Source organism: Methylorubrum pseudosasae (genome assembly GCF_029504475.1).
Lineage (GTDB): Bacteria > Pseudomonadota > Alphaproteobacteria > Rhizobiales > Beijerinckiaceae > Methylobacterium > Methylobacterium extorquens.
Genome location: NZ_JAQGDU010000002.1, coordinates 5,016,369 through 5,033,037 on the forward strand (window position 1 = coordinate 5,016,369; position 16,669 = coordinate 5,033,037).

Consider the following 16,669-nt stretch of genomic DNA (forward strand, 5'->3'; position numbering starts at 1 on the left):
CGGGTGGTATCCGCGCATCAATAGTTAGTACTATGCCAGGGTTACTAGAAACGGAAATTTAGGGGTAGGCAGTCGAACCTCGGCATGCGCACGGCTTGGCTGGCAAAATCAATCGATCCGCAAATATTAACAGTCATCGCTCAAGGAATGCGCGACTAAACTGGTCTTGAAGTGGCTTCATCAGGTAGGACATTGCTGTTCTCTCATCCGTAGCGACCTGAACTTCGACGGGCATTCCAGGGATAAGGCGGGCCGAGCCTCCCAGGCGTTCAATCTCGCCATCCTTGAGCTCGACATGCCCGATATAGAACGCCTCGTCCCGAGGGCCCTTCGTCGTCGAGGGCGAGACGTAGGTCAGCACTCCCTTGAGTTCAGGGGTGGTGCGCTGGCTGAAGGCGGTGAAGCGGACCCGGGCCGCGCGGCCGACGCCGATCTGGTCGATGCTGGTCGGCGGGATGCGGATCTCGATCTTGAGCCGCGCGTCCTCGGGCACCACGGTCGCCAGGATGTCGGCGGGGGTGACGACGCCGCCAACCGTAAAGGTCTTCAATTCGTGCAGGATGCCGGTCACGGGGGCACGGATCTCGGTGCGCGTCAGCCGGTCGTCCAATGCCACGCGACGGTTGCTGAGCTCTGCCGCCTTGGCATCGACCTGACTGAGCTCGCGCTGTGCCTCGGTCCGCGCGGTGTCTGCGATGGCGAGGATCTGGACGCGGATCTCGCTCGTCCGCGTCTTCGCCCGCGCGATGGAGGCTTCCAACGATCCCTGCTCGCCGGCCAGGCGGTGCTTGTCGCGGGTGATCGGCAGGAAGCGGGAACTCTCGTAGAGCTGCTTCTCGACGAGGATCGATAGCTTGCCATGCTCGGTGGTGAGGACGGCCAGTTCGTCTCTCTTGGCGTCCCGCTGCTTCGTGAGGCCGGCGATCTCCTCAGCGATCTGCCCGATCTGAAGTTCGAGCTGCTGGCGCTGGCTGTCGCGGCTGGCGAGGTTGCCCCGGAACAGCCGGAGTTCGCCCTCCAGGATCGACTGCACCTCGAGGCCCTGGTGAAGCAGGGCTTGCGGGAAGCTGACCTCGCGCTGCCCGTCGCGCTCCGCCAGGAGCCGCGCCTTCTTAGAGGCGAGTTCCACCAATTGTCCCGTCACGATGGCGAGTTCCGCGCGGGTCTGCGCGTCGTCGATTCTGAGGAGCACTTGGCTGGCCGTGACCGGCTGCCCATCGCGCACGAGGATCTCGCCCACCACGCCGCCGTCGCGGTGCTGCACGGACTTGGCTCGCTGATCGACGGCGACGGATCCGGAAGCGAGGATCGCGCCGCTGAGATCGGTCGTGGCGGCCCAGCCGCCGACGCCGCCGACGAGCGCCGCGCCGAAGATGAACCCGGCGACGATGCGCGGGCCGACGGAGAACGCGACGTTCGTGCGGGATTGCGGTTCGTGCCGCCGCAGGGGGCGCGGCATCCGATCGGGAGATGTACGCATGATCCTTCTCCGGCTTCGCTCTCAAGTGTGGAATGTCGGCGGTTCGGGCAGCGGCCCGATCGTGAAGCGCAGCAAGTGCTCGCCATCGAGGACGACGGTGGTCTCGTAGGCGTCGTCATGGTCGAGGTCGGCCGAGACGACCGTGCGATCCCGGCCTTCGGAACGATCGAACCGGCACTGGATCCCGGTCGGCGCATCGCTTTCGCCCCGGAGCGCCTCCGCGAGCGGGCGCCCGGCCGCGGTCTCCTCCTTGAACAGGGCGTAGCGGACCAGATCGATGTAATCGCCGACGGAGAAGTCCGTGATCTGCACGGTGCGGGTGCCATCGCGCGGCTCGGCCGGAGCGGCGAACGCGTACACGTCGTCGCCGCCGCCGCCGGTGAGCACGAGATCCCGGCCGCCCACCACGAAGCGGTCGTCGCCCGATCCCGCGATGATCGCCTCGACCGAGGCGATCCGGTCGAGGCCGAGCTCCTGAGCGGACACGGTCTCGTTCCTCAGGTCCACCACCAGATCGACCGTGGCCGCCGACAGGTCGAGCGTGTCCCGCCCCGCACCGCCGTCGACCGTGTCCTCCGCGCTGTCGAAGGCGAGGATGATCACGTCGTCGCCCGCCTCGCCTGACACGAGGTCACGCCCGGCCCCGTCCGAGAGGATGTCCGCACCCTCGCCGCCCTGCAGCCGATCATCACCCGCATCCCCGACGAGCACGTCGGCACCGGTGCCGCCGGACAGGTCGTCGGCGCCGGCCGCTCCGTAGAGGCTATCGTTGCCCTCGCCTCCAAGGAGGAGATCGTCGCCGTCGCCCCCATCCAGGATGTCGCGCCCCTCGCCGCCATCGAGCAGGTCATCGCCCGCCTCGCCGAACAGAAGGTCGTCGCCCGCCTCCCCGAACAGGCGGTCGTGACCCGCCCCGCCCGAGACCCGATCCGCGCCCGCCCCGGCGAACACGACGTCGTCGCCCGGCCCGCCCAGGACCGTGTCGGCGCCGTCGCCCGCGATGACGTGGTCGTTGCCGCTGCCGGCATCGACGAGGTCGTCGCCACCGCGGGCATCGACATTGTCGTCGCCCGCGCCGGCCGCGATGTCGTCCGCGCAGGGTGTGCCGAGAATGAGGTCGTCCCCGTCCGTGCCGCCGATCAAGGCCCGTTCGAGGACGGTCAGATGAGCCGTGCGGGCGACCGAGAACTCGCCGTCCGTCACCGCGTAGGTGATCGTGACCGGACCGAGCGCGTCGGCGTCGAACACCCAACCCGAGCCGTCCGCCGTCACGGTGCCGGAGGAGACCCGGACGTCGCGCACGCTGAGTGCGTCTCCGTCCGGATCGCTGGCGCCGCGCAGGAGATCGCTCAGGGCGATGGTGAGGAGTGCGCAGCCCGCGATATCCCCGAGCTGGACCGGGCCGTTCACCACGGGCGCGCGGTTGCGTTGCCCCGCTGGCCCGTCGTCCCGGCCGCGCGGCGGCGTCGCTGGATCGACGGGACGTGGATCGCCGCCCGGCGTGGAGCCGGGAGGGATCCGGACGCCGCCGTCCGACGGCCCAGGATCCTTTGGGTTCGATCCGCCTTGCCCTGTCGAGCCTTGCCCTGTCGAGCCTTGCCCTGTCGAGCCTTGCCCGACCGAGCCTTGATCCGGCCTGTCGGCCTTCTCCTCTCCCAGCGGTCGGGGGGCCGGCTGTGCCTCGTTGCCGGGCTCCTGCGCATCCGGTTCCGGGTGCGATGCGTCCCGTGGCCGGCCGCCGCCGCTCGCCTGCCCACCTCCGCGCCCGCCCGATCCGGCTGCGAGGGAGCCGCCGTTGTCGTTGATCGGCTGGGGGATGACCGGAGAGGCCTTGAAGTCGCCGAGGTCCGGATGCGCGTCGGGCCTTGCGAAGCGCAGCCCGCGCGCGAGCAGTTCGTGCCCATCGTCGAACAGGGACATGCCGGATTGCAGAACCGGGGATGGCGGTTCGGCCAGTGGCTTCGGTGCCTCGGCGGCCTTTGCAGGGGTGGGCGCGGCGAGCTCCTCGGAATGGACGAGGCGCAGGGCGTCGGCGCGTGCCGCCACGATCTCCGGGTCCACTTCCTCTGCCAGGGTTGCGCGGGGCAGAAGCAGGGATTTGAGGTAGGCGGCGACGGACGCGACCGCCACCGCGGCGAAGTAGGGGACGCCGGATCGCCGGTCGGCGCTGCGCGAGACGTAGCGCTCGGCACCCTCGGGCGCGTCCCGCCCGGGCTTTGTGCCCTTGATCTCGATCGTCATGCGGGCACCCGCTCCGGCATGGAGCGCTCCCTGTTGTCCTGGGCGCTGTCGGGCTTGGCCGCACCGTCGCGGGCGGCCTTGCCGAGGATCGCCTCCTTCGGGCCGAATGCCGTGAGCTTGCCGTCCTGGATCACGGCGATCAGATCCACGGCCGCCAGCACGCTCGGGCGGTGGGCGATCACGATCGCGAGGCCGCCGCGGGCACGCACGCCCTGGATCGCCGCGGCGAGCGCAGCCTCGCCCTCGGCATCGAGATTCGCGTTCGGCTCGTCGAGGACGACGAGGAAGGGATTGCCGTAGAGCGCGCGGGCGAGAGCGATCCGCTGCCGCTGCCCGCCCGAGAGCGCCGTCCCGAGCGGCCCGAGTTCGGTCTTGTAGCCGTCGGGCATGCGCAGGATCATCTCGTGCACGCCGGCCGCCTGCGCGGCCGCCACGACCAGCGCCGGATCGCTGTCCTCGGCCAGGCGCGAGATGTTCTCCTCGACCGTCGCGTCGAGGAGGCAGACCTCCTGAGGCAGGTAGCCGATCATCCCACCCAGGCTCGCCTCGTCCCATTGCGGCAGGTCGGCCTCGTCGAGCCGCACGCTGCCGCGCAGCAGCGGCCAGATGCCAGTCAGCGCGCGGCCGAGGGTGGTCTTGCCGCCACCGCTCGGTCCGATGACGCCGAGCGCCTGCCCGGCCTTGAGCTCGAACCCCACATCCGAGAGGAGCACGCGACCCGAGCCGGGGGCCGCGACCGTGATGTGGCCGACCCTGAGTGACCGGTGCGCCGGCGGCAGCGTCATCGGCGGCTCGGCGGCGGCCAGGGCGATCACGGTCTCCTTCAAGCGCCGGAAGGCGGTCCGCGCGGCCAGGATCACCTTCCAGTTGCCGATCGCCTGGTCGATGGGCGCCATGGCGCGGGCGGAGGTGATCGAGGCCGCGATGATCGCCCCGGCGGAGAGTTCGCCGCCGATGACGAGGTAGGCGCCGAGCCCGAGCACGGCCGATTGCAGGATCATGCGCAGGACGCGCGCGATCGCCCCGAACGTGCCGCTGATGTCGGTGGTGCGGGTCTGCAGGTCGAGGTGTTCGTCGTTGGCGCGGCGGTAGCGGTCCACGGCCCGGTCGGCGAAGCCCATCGCCTTGAGCACGTCGGCGCTGCGCGCGTTCGAGTCCGCGATGGCGTTGCGGGCCACCACGGCCTGCTGCGTCGCGCCGGTCCAACGCCGGGTCAGGAGTTCGGCGAGGATGGTCAGCAGCGCGAGGACGACCGCCCCCGCGACGGTGAGCGCGCCGAGATAGGGGTGCAGCATGTAGACGAAGACGAGGAAGACCGGCACCCACGGCAGGTCGAACAGGGCGACGAGACCGGGGCTCCCGAGGAAGCCCCGCACCGTGTCGACGTCGCGGCCGCGCTCCATCGCCTCCGCGGTCGAGAAGCCGAAGCGCGGCATGTCGATCCCGACCCGCTGCGCCAGCGGAGCGACCCGGCGGTCGAACTGCGCCCCGAGGCGAACCAGGATCTGCGAGCGGAGAACGTCGAACAGGCCCTGCGCCAGGTAGAGGCCGACGGCGAGGATCGACAGCCCGACGAGCGTCGGCAGGCTCCCGCTCGGCAGGGCGCGGTCGTAGACCTGCAGCATGTAGAACGAGCCGGTCAACGCCAGGATGTTGATGATGCCGGACATCCCGAACAGGAAGACGAAGGGCCCCCGAACGCTTTGGGTGAGCTGCTCGGCGCATCGCTGCTGAGCGAGCTTTTTCTGATCTCTGGAACGCATGGCAGGCTCTCCCCCTCGTCAGGCAAGTGGGCCGGGCCCCTGGCCGGGGCCCGACCAGGATCAGAGCGTGAAGTCGGCGGCCGTGGGCGCCGTATTGCCCTTGATGGCGAGCTTGAATTCCGGGGAGGCGTCGCCGGCCGTGTTCCCCTGGACGACGACGTAATCCCCGTCGTCGCGCATCTCCTGCGTCACCAGGAGCTGTCCGACCCCCGTGAAGGCCGCGCCGGTCGCGAGGGTGAAGGCTTGGTTCCCGGCCTGCCCGGCATCGGCGTCGATCGCGCTGAGGTCGATCTTGTCGCCCGGCCGGAAGCCCTCGATGGTGTCGCCGTTCGCCGCGGCGGCCGAGCCGAAGCGGTAGGTGTCGCTGCCCTCGCCGCCATCCATCACGTTCGCGGCGTCGCTCGCCGTGATGTCGTCGTTGCCGGACCCCGTGACGACGTTCTCGACGCCCCAGAGCACGTCGCGACCCGACTGGGTGCTGGTCGCACTGCCGCGCCCAGCCAGACCCGTCCCGAGGTTGACCGCGATGTTGGCGGTGATGGCCGACATGTCGAGCGTGTCGCTTCCCAGCCCGCCCCCCATCTCGTCGCCCCAGTAGGTGTCGTCGCCGTCACCGGTCTCGGCCACGAACAGGTCGTCGCCCTCGCCGCCGGTGACCGTGTCCCGGCCGGCGCCGGCGGTCACGAGGTCGTTGCCGGCTCCGGCGAGGATGCGGTCGTTGCCGCCGTCGCCGTACACCATGTCGGCGCCGCCGCCGCTGAGGACATCGTCGTCGCCGTCCCCGGCGAACACCACGTCCCTGCCCTCGCCGGCATCGACGAAGTCGTTGCCCGCGCCGGCCCGGACCACGTCGGCACCGCCGCCGGCGAGGATGTTGTCGTCGCCGTCCAGGCCGAGGATGGTATCCGCCCCCGCCGTGCCGTTGAGGACGTCTCCGTTCGCGCCGCCGGCGATCACGCCGGGCACGTGGTTGACGGGCGGATTGGTGCCGGGACCGGTCCCGGGCCCGTCCTCGCCGTCCTCGCCGCCGTCACCCCCGCCGACCGGGTCGGTCGTCCCATCTCCGTCTCCTTGCCCGTCGTCCTCGTCGTCGCCGGGATCGTCCCCGCCGCCGACAGGGTCGGTCACGCCGTCGTCCTCGTCCTCGTCCTCGTCCTCACCGGCATCGCCGCCACCGCCGACCGGATCGGTCGGGCCGTCCTCGTCCTCGTCGGGATCGCCACCCACGGGATCGGTGTCGCCGTCGTCATCGTCATCACCGGGCTCCGTCCCCGGTCCGTCCTCATCGGACAGCTCGAAGATGTGTTCCGGCAGGACCGTCAGGCCGGTGTTCCGGGCGACGATGTCCGAGAAGCCCTGGCCGTCGACGACGTTCTCGTAGAAGTCGAAGTTGTCGAAGCGCTCGAGGTAATAGAAGCGGTCGCCGTCCTGCAGCCGGTCGAACTGCTCGTGCAGCACGACCCAGAAGGTCTGGCCGACGACGCCGTTGTTGATGTGCTTCTCGGCAAGCCCGCCGACCCAGAGATCGAGCCGGTCGATCCCCTTCACGACACCGGTCCCGTCGGCCTGCATGGCGATGGCGATGTCGCCGTTGATCGCCCGGAAGGCCGCGATGTCCGCGGCGGCGAGGACGAGGTCCGGATAGGCTTGCCGGAACTGCGCGATCACCGCGTCGCTGAGGCTGTTGCGCGCCTGGAAGTCCTCCCAGGAGGCGTAGGGCGAGAGGTCGCCGCCGGCGAAGCCCACCGCGTCCCGGATGTAGGGATTGGTGGAGGCCGCCAGATCGGCCCGGACCTGGTTGAGGGTGCCGAGGCCCACGTCCCAGCCGCGGGCCACGTTGAAGGCGAACAGGTCGGCCCGAATGCGCACGAGGTCGTTGCGGACCGCGTCGACGATGTTGAAGTCGACGTCCTCGGCCGCCTGCTCGATGGTGCCGCCGATAATGCCGCCGACGCCGTACTGGGCGTAGCCGGGCTGCGGCACGTAGCCGGGAGGCAGCGGCGCGGTGAACACCGAGGGATCGTTGCTCGGGTTGAGGAAGGCGTCGAACAGGCTGACCGGAACGGTCTCGCCGTCGGCGCCCTTCACGTTCAGCGTCTGCCCGATCAGGGAGTGGCCGAACCGGAACACCGCCGCCGCGAACTCGTGGCTGATCGCGACATCCACGCTCGGATCATAGGTCTCGAACCCGTGCGTGCCGTCCGAGCGCAGACCGCCGATCAGCGTCTCCAAGTACTCGTCGAAGACGACACGCTGATACTCCGCCTCGTTGACCATCTTGGCGGCCTGGAACACCTGCTCGGGCGTGCCCTCGAAGCCGGATTCGAGGAGCTTCTCGACGTGGTAGTTGTGGTTGCGCGCCCAGACCGTGTGGATCGAGGTGAGGGCGAAGTTCTCGTTGGCCCGCCCGTCGCCGGCCACGAAGTGGTCGAGGACGCTGATGAAGGGGTTGGTGTCTAGCAGCAGCGGATGGCCCGAGCCCATGAAGTTTCCGACGAGCTTCGTGAGCACCTGCGGGTCGAAGGCGCCGGTCTCCGTGTTGAACAGGGTGCCGGTCACCCCCTCGGACAGGGCGAAGTTCGTGTAATAGGTCCGGAAGCTGATCGGCCCGTCCGGTCCGGCGAAGATGGTGTCGGCCTGCCAGTGGTGGTTGACCAACTCGCGCAGCGTCGGCAGCAGGTTGAAGGCGGGGTTGGACGGGTCCGGTGCCCCCGCCAGGAGCCGCATGCCGACGCCCTGCGCCCCGTCGCTCTCTCTCAGGAACTGGCCGACCAGCGCGTTGGAGCCGTAGGCTTGGTTCTGGTCGATGTAGGGGGAGGTCTGGTTCTTGTGCTGCGGCACGCCGTTCGCATCGACGGCCATGACGGTGCCGCGGGTAAGGTCGGCCGGGTTGTTGGAGCCCGGTGCCCCGCCGCCGGGCGCACCGATCACGATCGAGCCGTTGCCACCCTTGGGCAGGAAGTCGAGCCCGTGGTCGATGTACTGGCCCATCGCCATGAAGAAGATGTTGGCGTCGTTTCCGGCCTTGGGCAGGCCGGCCTCCTGCGTACCGAGGATGTTGCTGATGGTGCGCGCGTCGAGGCCGTCGAAGATCGGGTTGATGGCCCTGTTGCCGTTGGCGTCGGCCTCGCCGTAGCGGGCCTGGGTCAGGCGGATGAAGGCTTGGTCGGCGCTGCCCCAGGTCGGGTGGTCGAGGTTGTTGCCGTGGCCGCTGAGCTCGCGGTAGCCCGTCGGCACGTCGTCGTCGCCCGCATTGTCAGGGCGCTGGCCGCGCACCAGCGCCTCCAGCCCGTCGATGTCGGCTGCCGTGTAGGCGAAGGCGCCGGTGACGCCCTCGCCGTGCCCTCCGTCGGCGCCTGCATCCACCGTGATCCGCGGCATGCCGCCCGCGGCCGAGAAGGTGATGGTATGCGACCCGTTGGAGAGGGTCGTCATGCCGTTCGCGCCTGCGGCGGCGACGTAGTCCGCCCGGTTCGAGCCGGCCGGCAGTTCGATCACGTCCTGCGGCCGCAGGGTGCCGACGATGGTGTCGTGCCCCCCGTTCGAGCGGAAGACGATGCGGTGGGCCGAGGTGAGTGCGGCCATGTCCACGGTGTCGTCGCCCGATGAGCCGTCGATGGTGATGGTGTTGAAGTTGAGGCTGGTGCCGGTGAAGCTGCCGATCACCTGGATCGTGTCGCCGCCATTGGCACCGCCGTTCTGGCCGCCGGGCGACGTCACTTGGAGCGTGTTGACGCGGATCTCCTCGACGTTGTCGAGTTCGGCGACGATCGCGGCGGCACCCGTGCCGTTGCGGGTGATCACGATCTCGGTCGAAGCGGCGAGCTGCGCCTCCGTATTGCCCGCGACCTGAAGCCAAGCCGACCGGCTGTAGATGCGGAAGGTCTCAGGCCCCGCGGCGCCGTTCAACTGGTAGGTATCGGTACCGGCCCCGCCATCGACGCGGTCGCGCCCGTCGGTGCTGACTTGAATGAACGTGTCATTGCCGCCGCGGCCGTTCAGGATGTCGTTGCCGGCGCCACCGTTCATCGTGTCGTTCGGCTGGATCCCGAAGAGGGCGGTGTCGGCACCGTTGGCGATGTCGTCACCGGCCGTCCCGTTGAAGGTCCTGTTGAGCGCCGTGCCAGTGAAGCTGTCACCGACGATGCCGGTGGGTGCCGAGAACAGCTCTTCCGGATTTCCCGCGCCGTCGGTGAAGCTCACCCGCAGCCTCAACACGTCCCCGACCTGGGCCTGGCCGGGCGTGTAGTTGAGCGTGCCGGCGGCGTTGCCTGCGATATCCGTCCAGGTCTGACCGTTATTGCCCGATTGCTGCCAGCGCAGCGAGAAGGCCCCAAGGCCATCGGCGTCCTGGATCGCGGCGACCAGCGCGCCGAGCGGCTGGCCCTCCGTCGGCGTCGGGTCCGTGACGACAGGCGCCCCGGTCGCGACGGTGTTCACGGCGACCTGCTCGACGTTCTTGAGCTCGGCGATGACGATCCCGTTGCGCACGACCACGGTCTGCGTGTCGTCACGGAACGACAGGTTCGCGAACTGCGCCCGGGCCTGGGCCAGCGTGAGCTGCTGGACGGGACCGGTCCCGTTCATGATCCGGAAGCTGTCCGTGCCGGCGCCGCCATCGACGAAGTCGCGGCCGTCGCCGGTCCGCCACAGGACGTTGTCGTTGCCGGCTCCCGCGAAGACGAGGTCGTTGCCCGCGCCGCCGTTGAGCGTGTTGTTACCGGCCGTCCCGACCACGATGTCGACGGCCGCCGTGCCGTTGGCGACCAGTGCGTAGGGCGTGAGGTCGTTGCCCATCTGGATCTGCTCGATCGTGGTGAGCGTATCGACGCCGTCGCCCTCCGCTCCGAGGTTGTCGCTGACGACGACCTCGCCCTGCGCGTTCCGCTCGAAGCTGTAGGCCGCAATCGGTCCCGAGTAGATGGCGGTGTCGGTGCCGGCGCCGCCGATCAGGGTATCGTTGCCGTGCCCACCGGAGAGCTGGTCGTCGTCGTTGCCGCCGTCGAGTGTGTTGTTGCCGGTCCGGCCGATCAGGGTGTCGGCGCCGTCGTTGCCGAGGAGGAAGTCGTCGCCCTCGCCGCCGTCAACGCGGTCGTCGCCGCTGCCGGCGTAGATGGCATCGTTGCCGACGTCACCCTCGATGTCGTCGTCGCCGTCGCGGCCCAGGATGACGTTCGGGGCCGCGGAGCCGGCGATGTCCTCGGCCGCCGCATTGCCGACGAAGGCGGTTTGCACGGAGGCCGTCTGCTGCGCGCCGGTGCTGCCGGCGACCGTGCTGGTCCAGTTCGCGACCACCCGGATCTCGATGCCCGTCGCGCCGGTCGGCGTGAAGCGCGTGCCGCCATTCGTGAGCTGGCCGTCCGCGCCCGTCACGTTGCGCCACTGTCCGTTGTCGCCGAGCACCTGCCATTGCAGGCTTACGGGGCGGGTGATCGGGTCAACCCGGTTCACCAGCGTCGCGACGAGCGTCGAGGAATCGTCGCCGTCCAAGTCGAGCGGCGTAATGGTGAGGCTGTCGAAGGGCTGGTTGAGGACGAGCGCGGCATCCACCGTGCCGTCGGAGAAGCGCAGCCTCTCGATGTTGCGCAGCGTATCGGTGCCGTCATCGACGGCCGGATTGCTCAGCGTGGTGTGAGCGACCGTGAGCGTGCCGTTCGCCGCGCGGGTGATCGTGTAGTTGGCCCGGATGTCGTTGAACACGGCGGTGTCCACGTCCGCCGCCGTCGCTCCGGTGGTAACCACCTCGCGGACGATTGCGAGCTGGGTCGGGCTGATCACCCGGTCGATCATCAGCTCGAAGAGCGACTTTCCGGCCCAGCCGCGCGCCTGATTGGCGGCGCTGTCGTCGAAGACGTGCTTCAGGCTGTCGGCCGTCGCCATCTCCTGGCCAGCATCCGCAGGATTGCGGATGCTGATGCGCACGTTCAGCCAGCGGTCGCCGTCGAGGATGTCGTTGCCACCGTTGCCCTGGAGCGTATCGCTGCCCGCGCCGCCCAGCAGGATGTTGCCGGCCTCGAAGAACTGCTGCCCGGAAGCAAGCGACACGATCTGGTCGAGGCCCGCGATCCGAGCGATGCCGGCCGCGTCGAGCCCGTCGTTGAAGAACACGCCCTCGTTTGCCGCCGTGATCGGCGCGCCGGCAGGCGCCTCGGCATCCGCGTTGGCGGCCGCGGTCCGGTCGTCGCCGATGAGCGTGTCGTTCAGCCGCCAGCCGGAGAGACCCTCCGTCTTGTCGAAGCGGTTGCGCAGGATGTCGGCTTCTTCGGTGGTGAAGATCGGGATGCGCATGTCGGCATTGGCCGCGATCTGGTTGCCCTTGTAGATCGCCCAATCGAAGCCGAACATGCCCTCGTTGCGCATCACGCTCTCGCCCTGGACCATGATGTCGTCGCCGGACTCGCCGTCGAAATCATGCTCGTCGCCCCCGGCGAACATGACGTCATGGCCCTTGATGGCCGAGTTGAAGAACAGCTCCGAGTTGTCGCCCGCCGTGGTGTCGAAGCCGCCGCCGCCCTCGATCCAGTCGTCGCCCTCGTTGCCCATCAGGAAGTCGGCGTCATCGCCGCCGAGCACGAAGTCGTCACCCTCGCCGGCGAAGACTTCGGTCGCATCGACGCCGACGAAGATCGCGTCCTTGCCGCGCCCGCCCATCAGGATGTCGATGCCGTTGGAGTTGGCGATGACGTCGTTGCCGTCCTCGCCCTTGAGGAAGTCGCCGGTATCGCCGGAATCGGTGATGATGTCGTCGCCCGCCCCGCCGTTCACGAGATCGACGCCCGCGCCCGCCTCGATCCGGTCGTCGCCCGCATCGCCCCAGATCCCGTCATCGCCGAAATCGGTGATGATGGTATCGTTGCCGTCGGTGCCACCCACCAGCACATGCTCGCCGCCGGTGAAGCGAAGATAGTGCCCGGTGGCGAACGGCTGATTGAGCGCGGCCGGATCGACGACGGTTGCGTCGAGGTCGGCGGCCGGGCTGGCGATGGACTGCCCGGTGCGCAGGACGTTGCCGGCGCCATCGCGCAGGAACGGGTCGGCGGCCGGGTCGTAGCTGGGCGTCTGCGCTGGGGTCAGATCGGACCGGTAGGCCGGCGCCGTCCGCACGAGTTCGATGTCGTCCACGAGGATCTGCGCATCGCCGCTGCCGGTGTTGCGGATCTCCAGGCGAAGCTGAAGGCCCGCAAGCGCCGACGGGACAACACCCGTTGCGAGGGTGAAGGTGCCCCACTGCCCGTCGGCCGGCTCCGTCAGGGTCAGCGTCCCGAGGGTCACCGGGTTTGCCCCGCCGACCGCCACGAGGCGCGCCTCGGCGCCCGGCCAGGTGAAATCGGTGCGGTCCCCGACCTTGAAGCTGTAGGTGTAGCCGACGCCGGCCTGGAGGGTCGTCCCGCCCTCCTGCGAGAGCGTGGCGCCGCCGCGCAGCCACACGACGTTGGCGCCGTCGCGGCCGGCGGGGTCGACGACCGCGTCGGCCGGCGCGAAGAGGCCGCCGACGCCCCCGGCGATGGTCCAGCCGGCCGGGTTCGTCGTGGTGTAGTTGCCGTTGCCGTCGAGGATCACGCCCTCCTGGCCGGCGACCAGCGCCAAGCCCTCGAAGCTGCCGTTGGCGAGCGCCACCGCCTCGGGGACGGACGAGCCGGGAGCGAAGCCGAGGCGCCCATCGGCACCGATCCGGAGCACCGGTGCGTCCAGCATGTCCGCCTGGGTCAGCGCGATGCCGAGCTTGGCTGCATTCGCCTTGAGATCGGCCCAGGTGACGGGGCTGCCGGCGCCGCCGACCCCATCCTCGCTGCCGTCCACGAGCGCGCCTGTGGGGCTCCCGTCCGCACCGTAGCGCCGGACCAGAGCGTTGACCGAGGCGTGGAAGCCGCTCGCGCCCTCGTCGGCCGCGGTGCCGGGATCGTCGCGCACGACCTTGCCGAGGCCCATCGCCTCCAGCACGGGGTCGTTTCCGGTCGGGTCGCGGCCGGGGGCGGCGCCGTTCTGGTCGAGCTGGTTGGCGGCGTTCACCTCCAGCTCGAAGTCGTAATCGGCGAAGGCATCGACGCCGATATGGCGGGGCACGATGTCGTCCGCCGTGCCGCGGATGCCGTCAGGCCCCGGCAGCGACAGGCTCGAATTGGCGAGCATGATCTTCGAGAAGGAGTTCTGCTCCAACTCGTTGAGGAAGTTCTGCCCCTGGACGCGGCTGAGATAGTAGAACCTGTCGGCATCCTGCAGGTTCTCCATCTGGGCTTCGAAGATGGCGTTGAAGGTCGAGCCCAGCATGCCGCCGAACGGCATCTGCTTCTCGGCCAGGCCGCCGATCCAGAGATCGACCGCACCGAAGCCCGTTTCCCGCCCGGCCCAGCTCCCGCGCGAATTGAGGTAGTCGAGGCGGTCTGTCGGCGCGCCCTCGCCGCCGAAGACCAGGGCCATGGCCGCGTCGCGCTTGGCCGCGAGCGTCGTCGCGGCGACAACGGTGCCGTGGGTCCCGTAGGCGGCGATGAAGTTCACCACCGAGAGCGGGTTCTTCAGGTTGGCCGCCATCTCCACCCAGCTCGTGTAGGGGGTGAGGAAGGTCGAGCCTGTCGCGGCGTAGAGTTGGGCCCGCGCCTCGTTGAGCGTCGGCGTGCCCGTATCCCGGCCGCGGGCGATGTTGATGGCGGCGAGATCGAGCGGCAGGCCGAGCAGGTTGTTGCGCAGGGCGCCGACGACGAACTCGTCGATTTCGCTGCCGCGTTCGATGGTCATGCCGCGCATGATCGCGGCCGCGCTCTCGTCGTGGGACAGGCCGCCGTCGTTGTCGAACGCCAACGGATTGAGGAAGGCGTCGATCAGGCCGAGGTCGGCATCGAGCGCCTGCCCGTCCGGCCCGAGCCGCGGCATGTTCTCGGTCAGCATCGAGTGGCCGAAGCGGTAGACCGTATTGGCGAACTCGGCGAAGATCGACGGGTCGATCTCGGTCACCGGATTGAACACGAAAGGATCGACCAGCGGTTGGATCTTGCGGGCGAATTCCTCGAAGACGAGGTGCTGGTACTGCATCTCGGTGGCGAAGCGCGCCGCCTGGAACAGCCGCTCACCGTCCCAGGACAGCGTATTGGCGTAGGCGAGCTGACCCAGCGCCGTCATCTGCGCGAAGTTGCCCGGCAGGGCCGCGATGTCGGTCGCCAGCCAATCGTTGATGAAGGCGAGATCGCCCGACTGCAGGATCGTGAGCTTATGGGCGTCGATCTGCCGGTTGTGCTCGGAATGGAAGATGTGGTGGACCGCGGTGAGGCCGATATTCTCGTTGCCGCGCCCGTCGCCGGTGACGAAGTGCCGGTCGAGAAGCTCGTTGTCGTATTCGAGATTGCGGCCGGTCTGCGGGTTCATCTGAACCGCATTGCCCGTGAGCGCGTCGGCATCGGGCCGGAGCACGCCGTTCACGGCGACCGGCACCGCGTTGTGGGCGATGTCGTCGAGGAACGCGTTGAAGGTGCGGGCCGCTGCGACCGTCTCACCGGCCTCAATGACGTTCTGCGTACCGTTGGGACCCACCAGAACGGTGCCGACGGGAAGCTGGATCGCCGAGAGCTTCAGCGGCTCGGCAAGGCTGCCGCTGGCATAGACGGCCAGCCCCCCAGGCCCCACCCCGACCATCACCTGCGGCAAGCCGTTGGCACTGCGGACGAACTCGCCGTAGGCATCCACCAGCAATTGCGGGACGGCCGAGACGTCGGCGTCCGTCACTTCGATGCCGAGGATCGTCCGCGCCTGGAACTTGACGTCCGCCCAGGTGGCAAGGCCTCCGTCCGCGCCGCCGAGCAGGCGCCCGGTCGCGATGGGCCGCCCATCCACGAGTGCGTATTCGCGCAGGAACACTTGGTGGGACGCGTTCGAGGTGTAGGTCTGGTTCTGGTCGACGAAGGGGGTCGTGACATTGCGCTGCGAACCCTCGACCTGCGCGGCGCGCGTCAGCGTCATGAAGCGCAGATGCGGCGCGAGGTCGTCGGCGGTGCCGGCGAGGCCGTCCTGTCCGAGCACGAGCGGGTCGTCGGCGGCGAGCGGGACGTAGACGGTGCCGTTCCCGCCTTTGGAGATCAGATCGAGGCCGTGGTCGAAGAACTGGCCGAAGAAGGTCATCCAGGCATTGAACGGCTTCGACAGCCCCTCGTCGGGCGAGACGTTGAGAACATCGATGGAGCCGTTGGTGACGGTGACGCCGGTCTGCTCCAGCAGCGCATCGAGGTTCGATTGCAGGACCGCGTGATCGCCGGCCGGGTTCGCGGCCTGGGCGGCCTTCAGGGCCTCGTGCGCTGCCGTGATGGCGCGCTGATCGGCGATGACGTTCTCCGAACCGGCGATCCGGAGCGCCGCGGCGATGGCGGCCGGGTTGTCGAGCGTGGCATCGACCACGAGGTTCGAGATGATCCGCGGGTCGGCATCGGCGACCGAACCGGGCAGCCCGTAATTGGTGTTCGTGATGACCGGAGCGCCCGGTCCGAGCGCCATCGTGTCCCCGTCCGCGTCGTTGAGGTAGGTCGGCTCGAAGAGTTGCGGCATCGGCTGGCCGGACGAGCCCCAGGTCTCGCGGCCGGGCACGAGGTTGTTGTAGGTGCCGTCGACCGTGCGCAGCCCGTAGGGCACGTGGGGATCCGCAATCGCCTTCGGCGCCGCGGTATCGCCGAGCCAGTTGCCGGTGGCGTCGTAGAGCCCGCGATCCGTGAGAAGCGTGCCGGCGGCATCGAGGCGCAGTTCCGTGAGCTTGATGCCGCTCGCATGCGCTTCGGCGATCTTGATCTGCTTCAGGATGAAGGTCAGATCTTGAAGATTGAGCTTAACGGCCATGGCCACCTCCCAAATACGGACACAGGCGAGCATCAGCCGGCCTGGTGATGGACGGAGCGCCCCTTGTTCCCGGGGAGGTCTCCAAACTGGCCACAGCATTCCATCAGCCGCGCAAATTGGCTGGAGTTAAAAAATACTTAAAGAAAAGGAAAAACCCTCACGCGGGGATTTTCCTTGCATATTCAGGCGGCGCAGATCGCGATTTATTCTATTTGCTGTGAAACATCCGAGTTATAAATCCCTTATGCTTTGGCGTTACTGCGTTTATTTTGTTGCATAAAACTTTTATATTCCTTTTATAACACATATTAATCAATTAAAGCAAAATTACTGATAGCGAAGATTGCGCCGTGGACTTGCCTGGCTCGGGTAA

4 protein-coding genes are annotated in these 16,669 nt (G+C 68.6%); all 4 read right to left on the reverse strand.

The window, feature by feature from the left end; genetic code table 11:
* Window positions 1-133: 133 nt before the first annotated feature.
* From M2437_RS24690 to M2437_RS24705, 4 genes are read right to left on the reverse strand one after another with little or no spacing between them, the layout of a single operon-like run.
* Window positions 134-1,480 carry an HlyD family type I secretion periplasmic adaptor subunit gene (locus M2437_RS24690; RefSeq protein ID WP_253388960.1) on the reverse strand — a complete coding sequence of 449 codons (1,347 nt, stop codon included), beginning with the start codon at window positions 1,478-1,480 and terminating at the stop codon, window positions 134-136.
* 21 nt (window positions 1,481-1,501) lie between these two features.
* Window positions 1,502-3,721, reverse strand: coding sequence for a calcium-binding protein (locus tag M2437_RS24695; RefSeq protein ID WP_253388961.1), 2,220 nt, complete (start codon window positions 3,719-3,721; stop codon window positions 1,502-1,504).
* Window positions 3,718-5,484 carry a type I secretion system permease/ATPase gene (locus tag M2437_RS24700; protein ID WP_056155618.1) on the reverse strand — a complete coding sequence of 589 codons (1,767 nt, stop codon included), beginning with the start codon at window positions 5,482-5,484 and terminating at the stop codon, window positions 3,718-3,720. The genes M2437_RS24695 and M2437_RS24700 overlap by 4 nt, the downstream gene beginning before the upstream one ends.
* Before the next feature lie 60 nt (window positions 5,485-5,544).
* Window positions 5,545-16,296 carry a peroxidase family protein gene (locus M2437_RS24705; RefSeq protein ID WP_253388962.1) on the reverse strand — a complete coding sequence of 3,584 codons (10,752 nt, stop codon included), beginning with the start codon at window positions 16,294-16,296 and terminating at the stop codon, window positions 5,545-5,547.
* Between the last annotated feature and the right edge of the window lie 373 nt (window positions 16,297-16,669).

Excerpts from the sequence above, each read along its gene's own strand:
- M2437_RS24690 (WP_253388960.1), bottom strand. The coding sequence starts at position 1,480 with ATGCGTACATCTCCCGATCGGATGCCGCGCCCCCTGCGGCGGCACGAA.
- M2437_RS24695 (WP_253388961.1), bottom strand. The coding sequence starts at position 3,721 with ATGACGATCGAGATCAAGGGCACAAAGCCCGGGCGGGACGCGCCCGAG.
- M2437_RS24700 (WP_056155618.1), bottom strand. The coding sequence starts at position 5,484 with ATGCGTTCCAGAGATCAGAAAAAGCTCGCTCAGCAGCGATGCGCCGAG.
- M2437_RS24705 (WP_253388962.1), bottom strand. The coding sequence starts at position 16,296 with ATGGCCGTTAAGCTCAATCTTCAAGATCTGACCTTCATCCTGAAGCAG.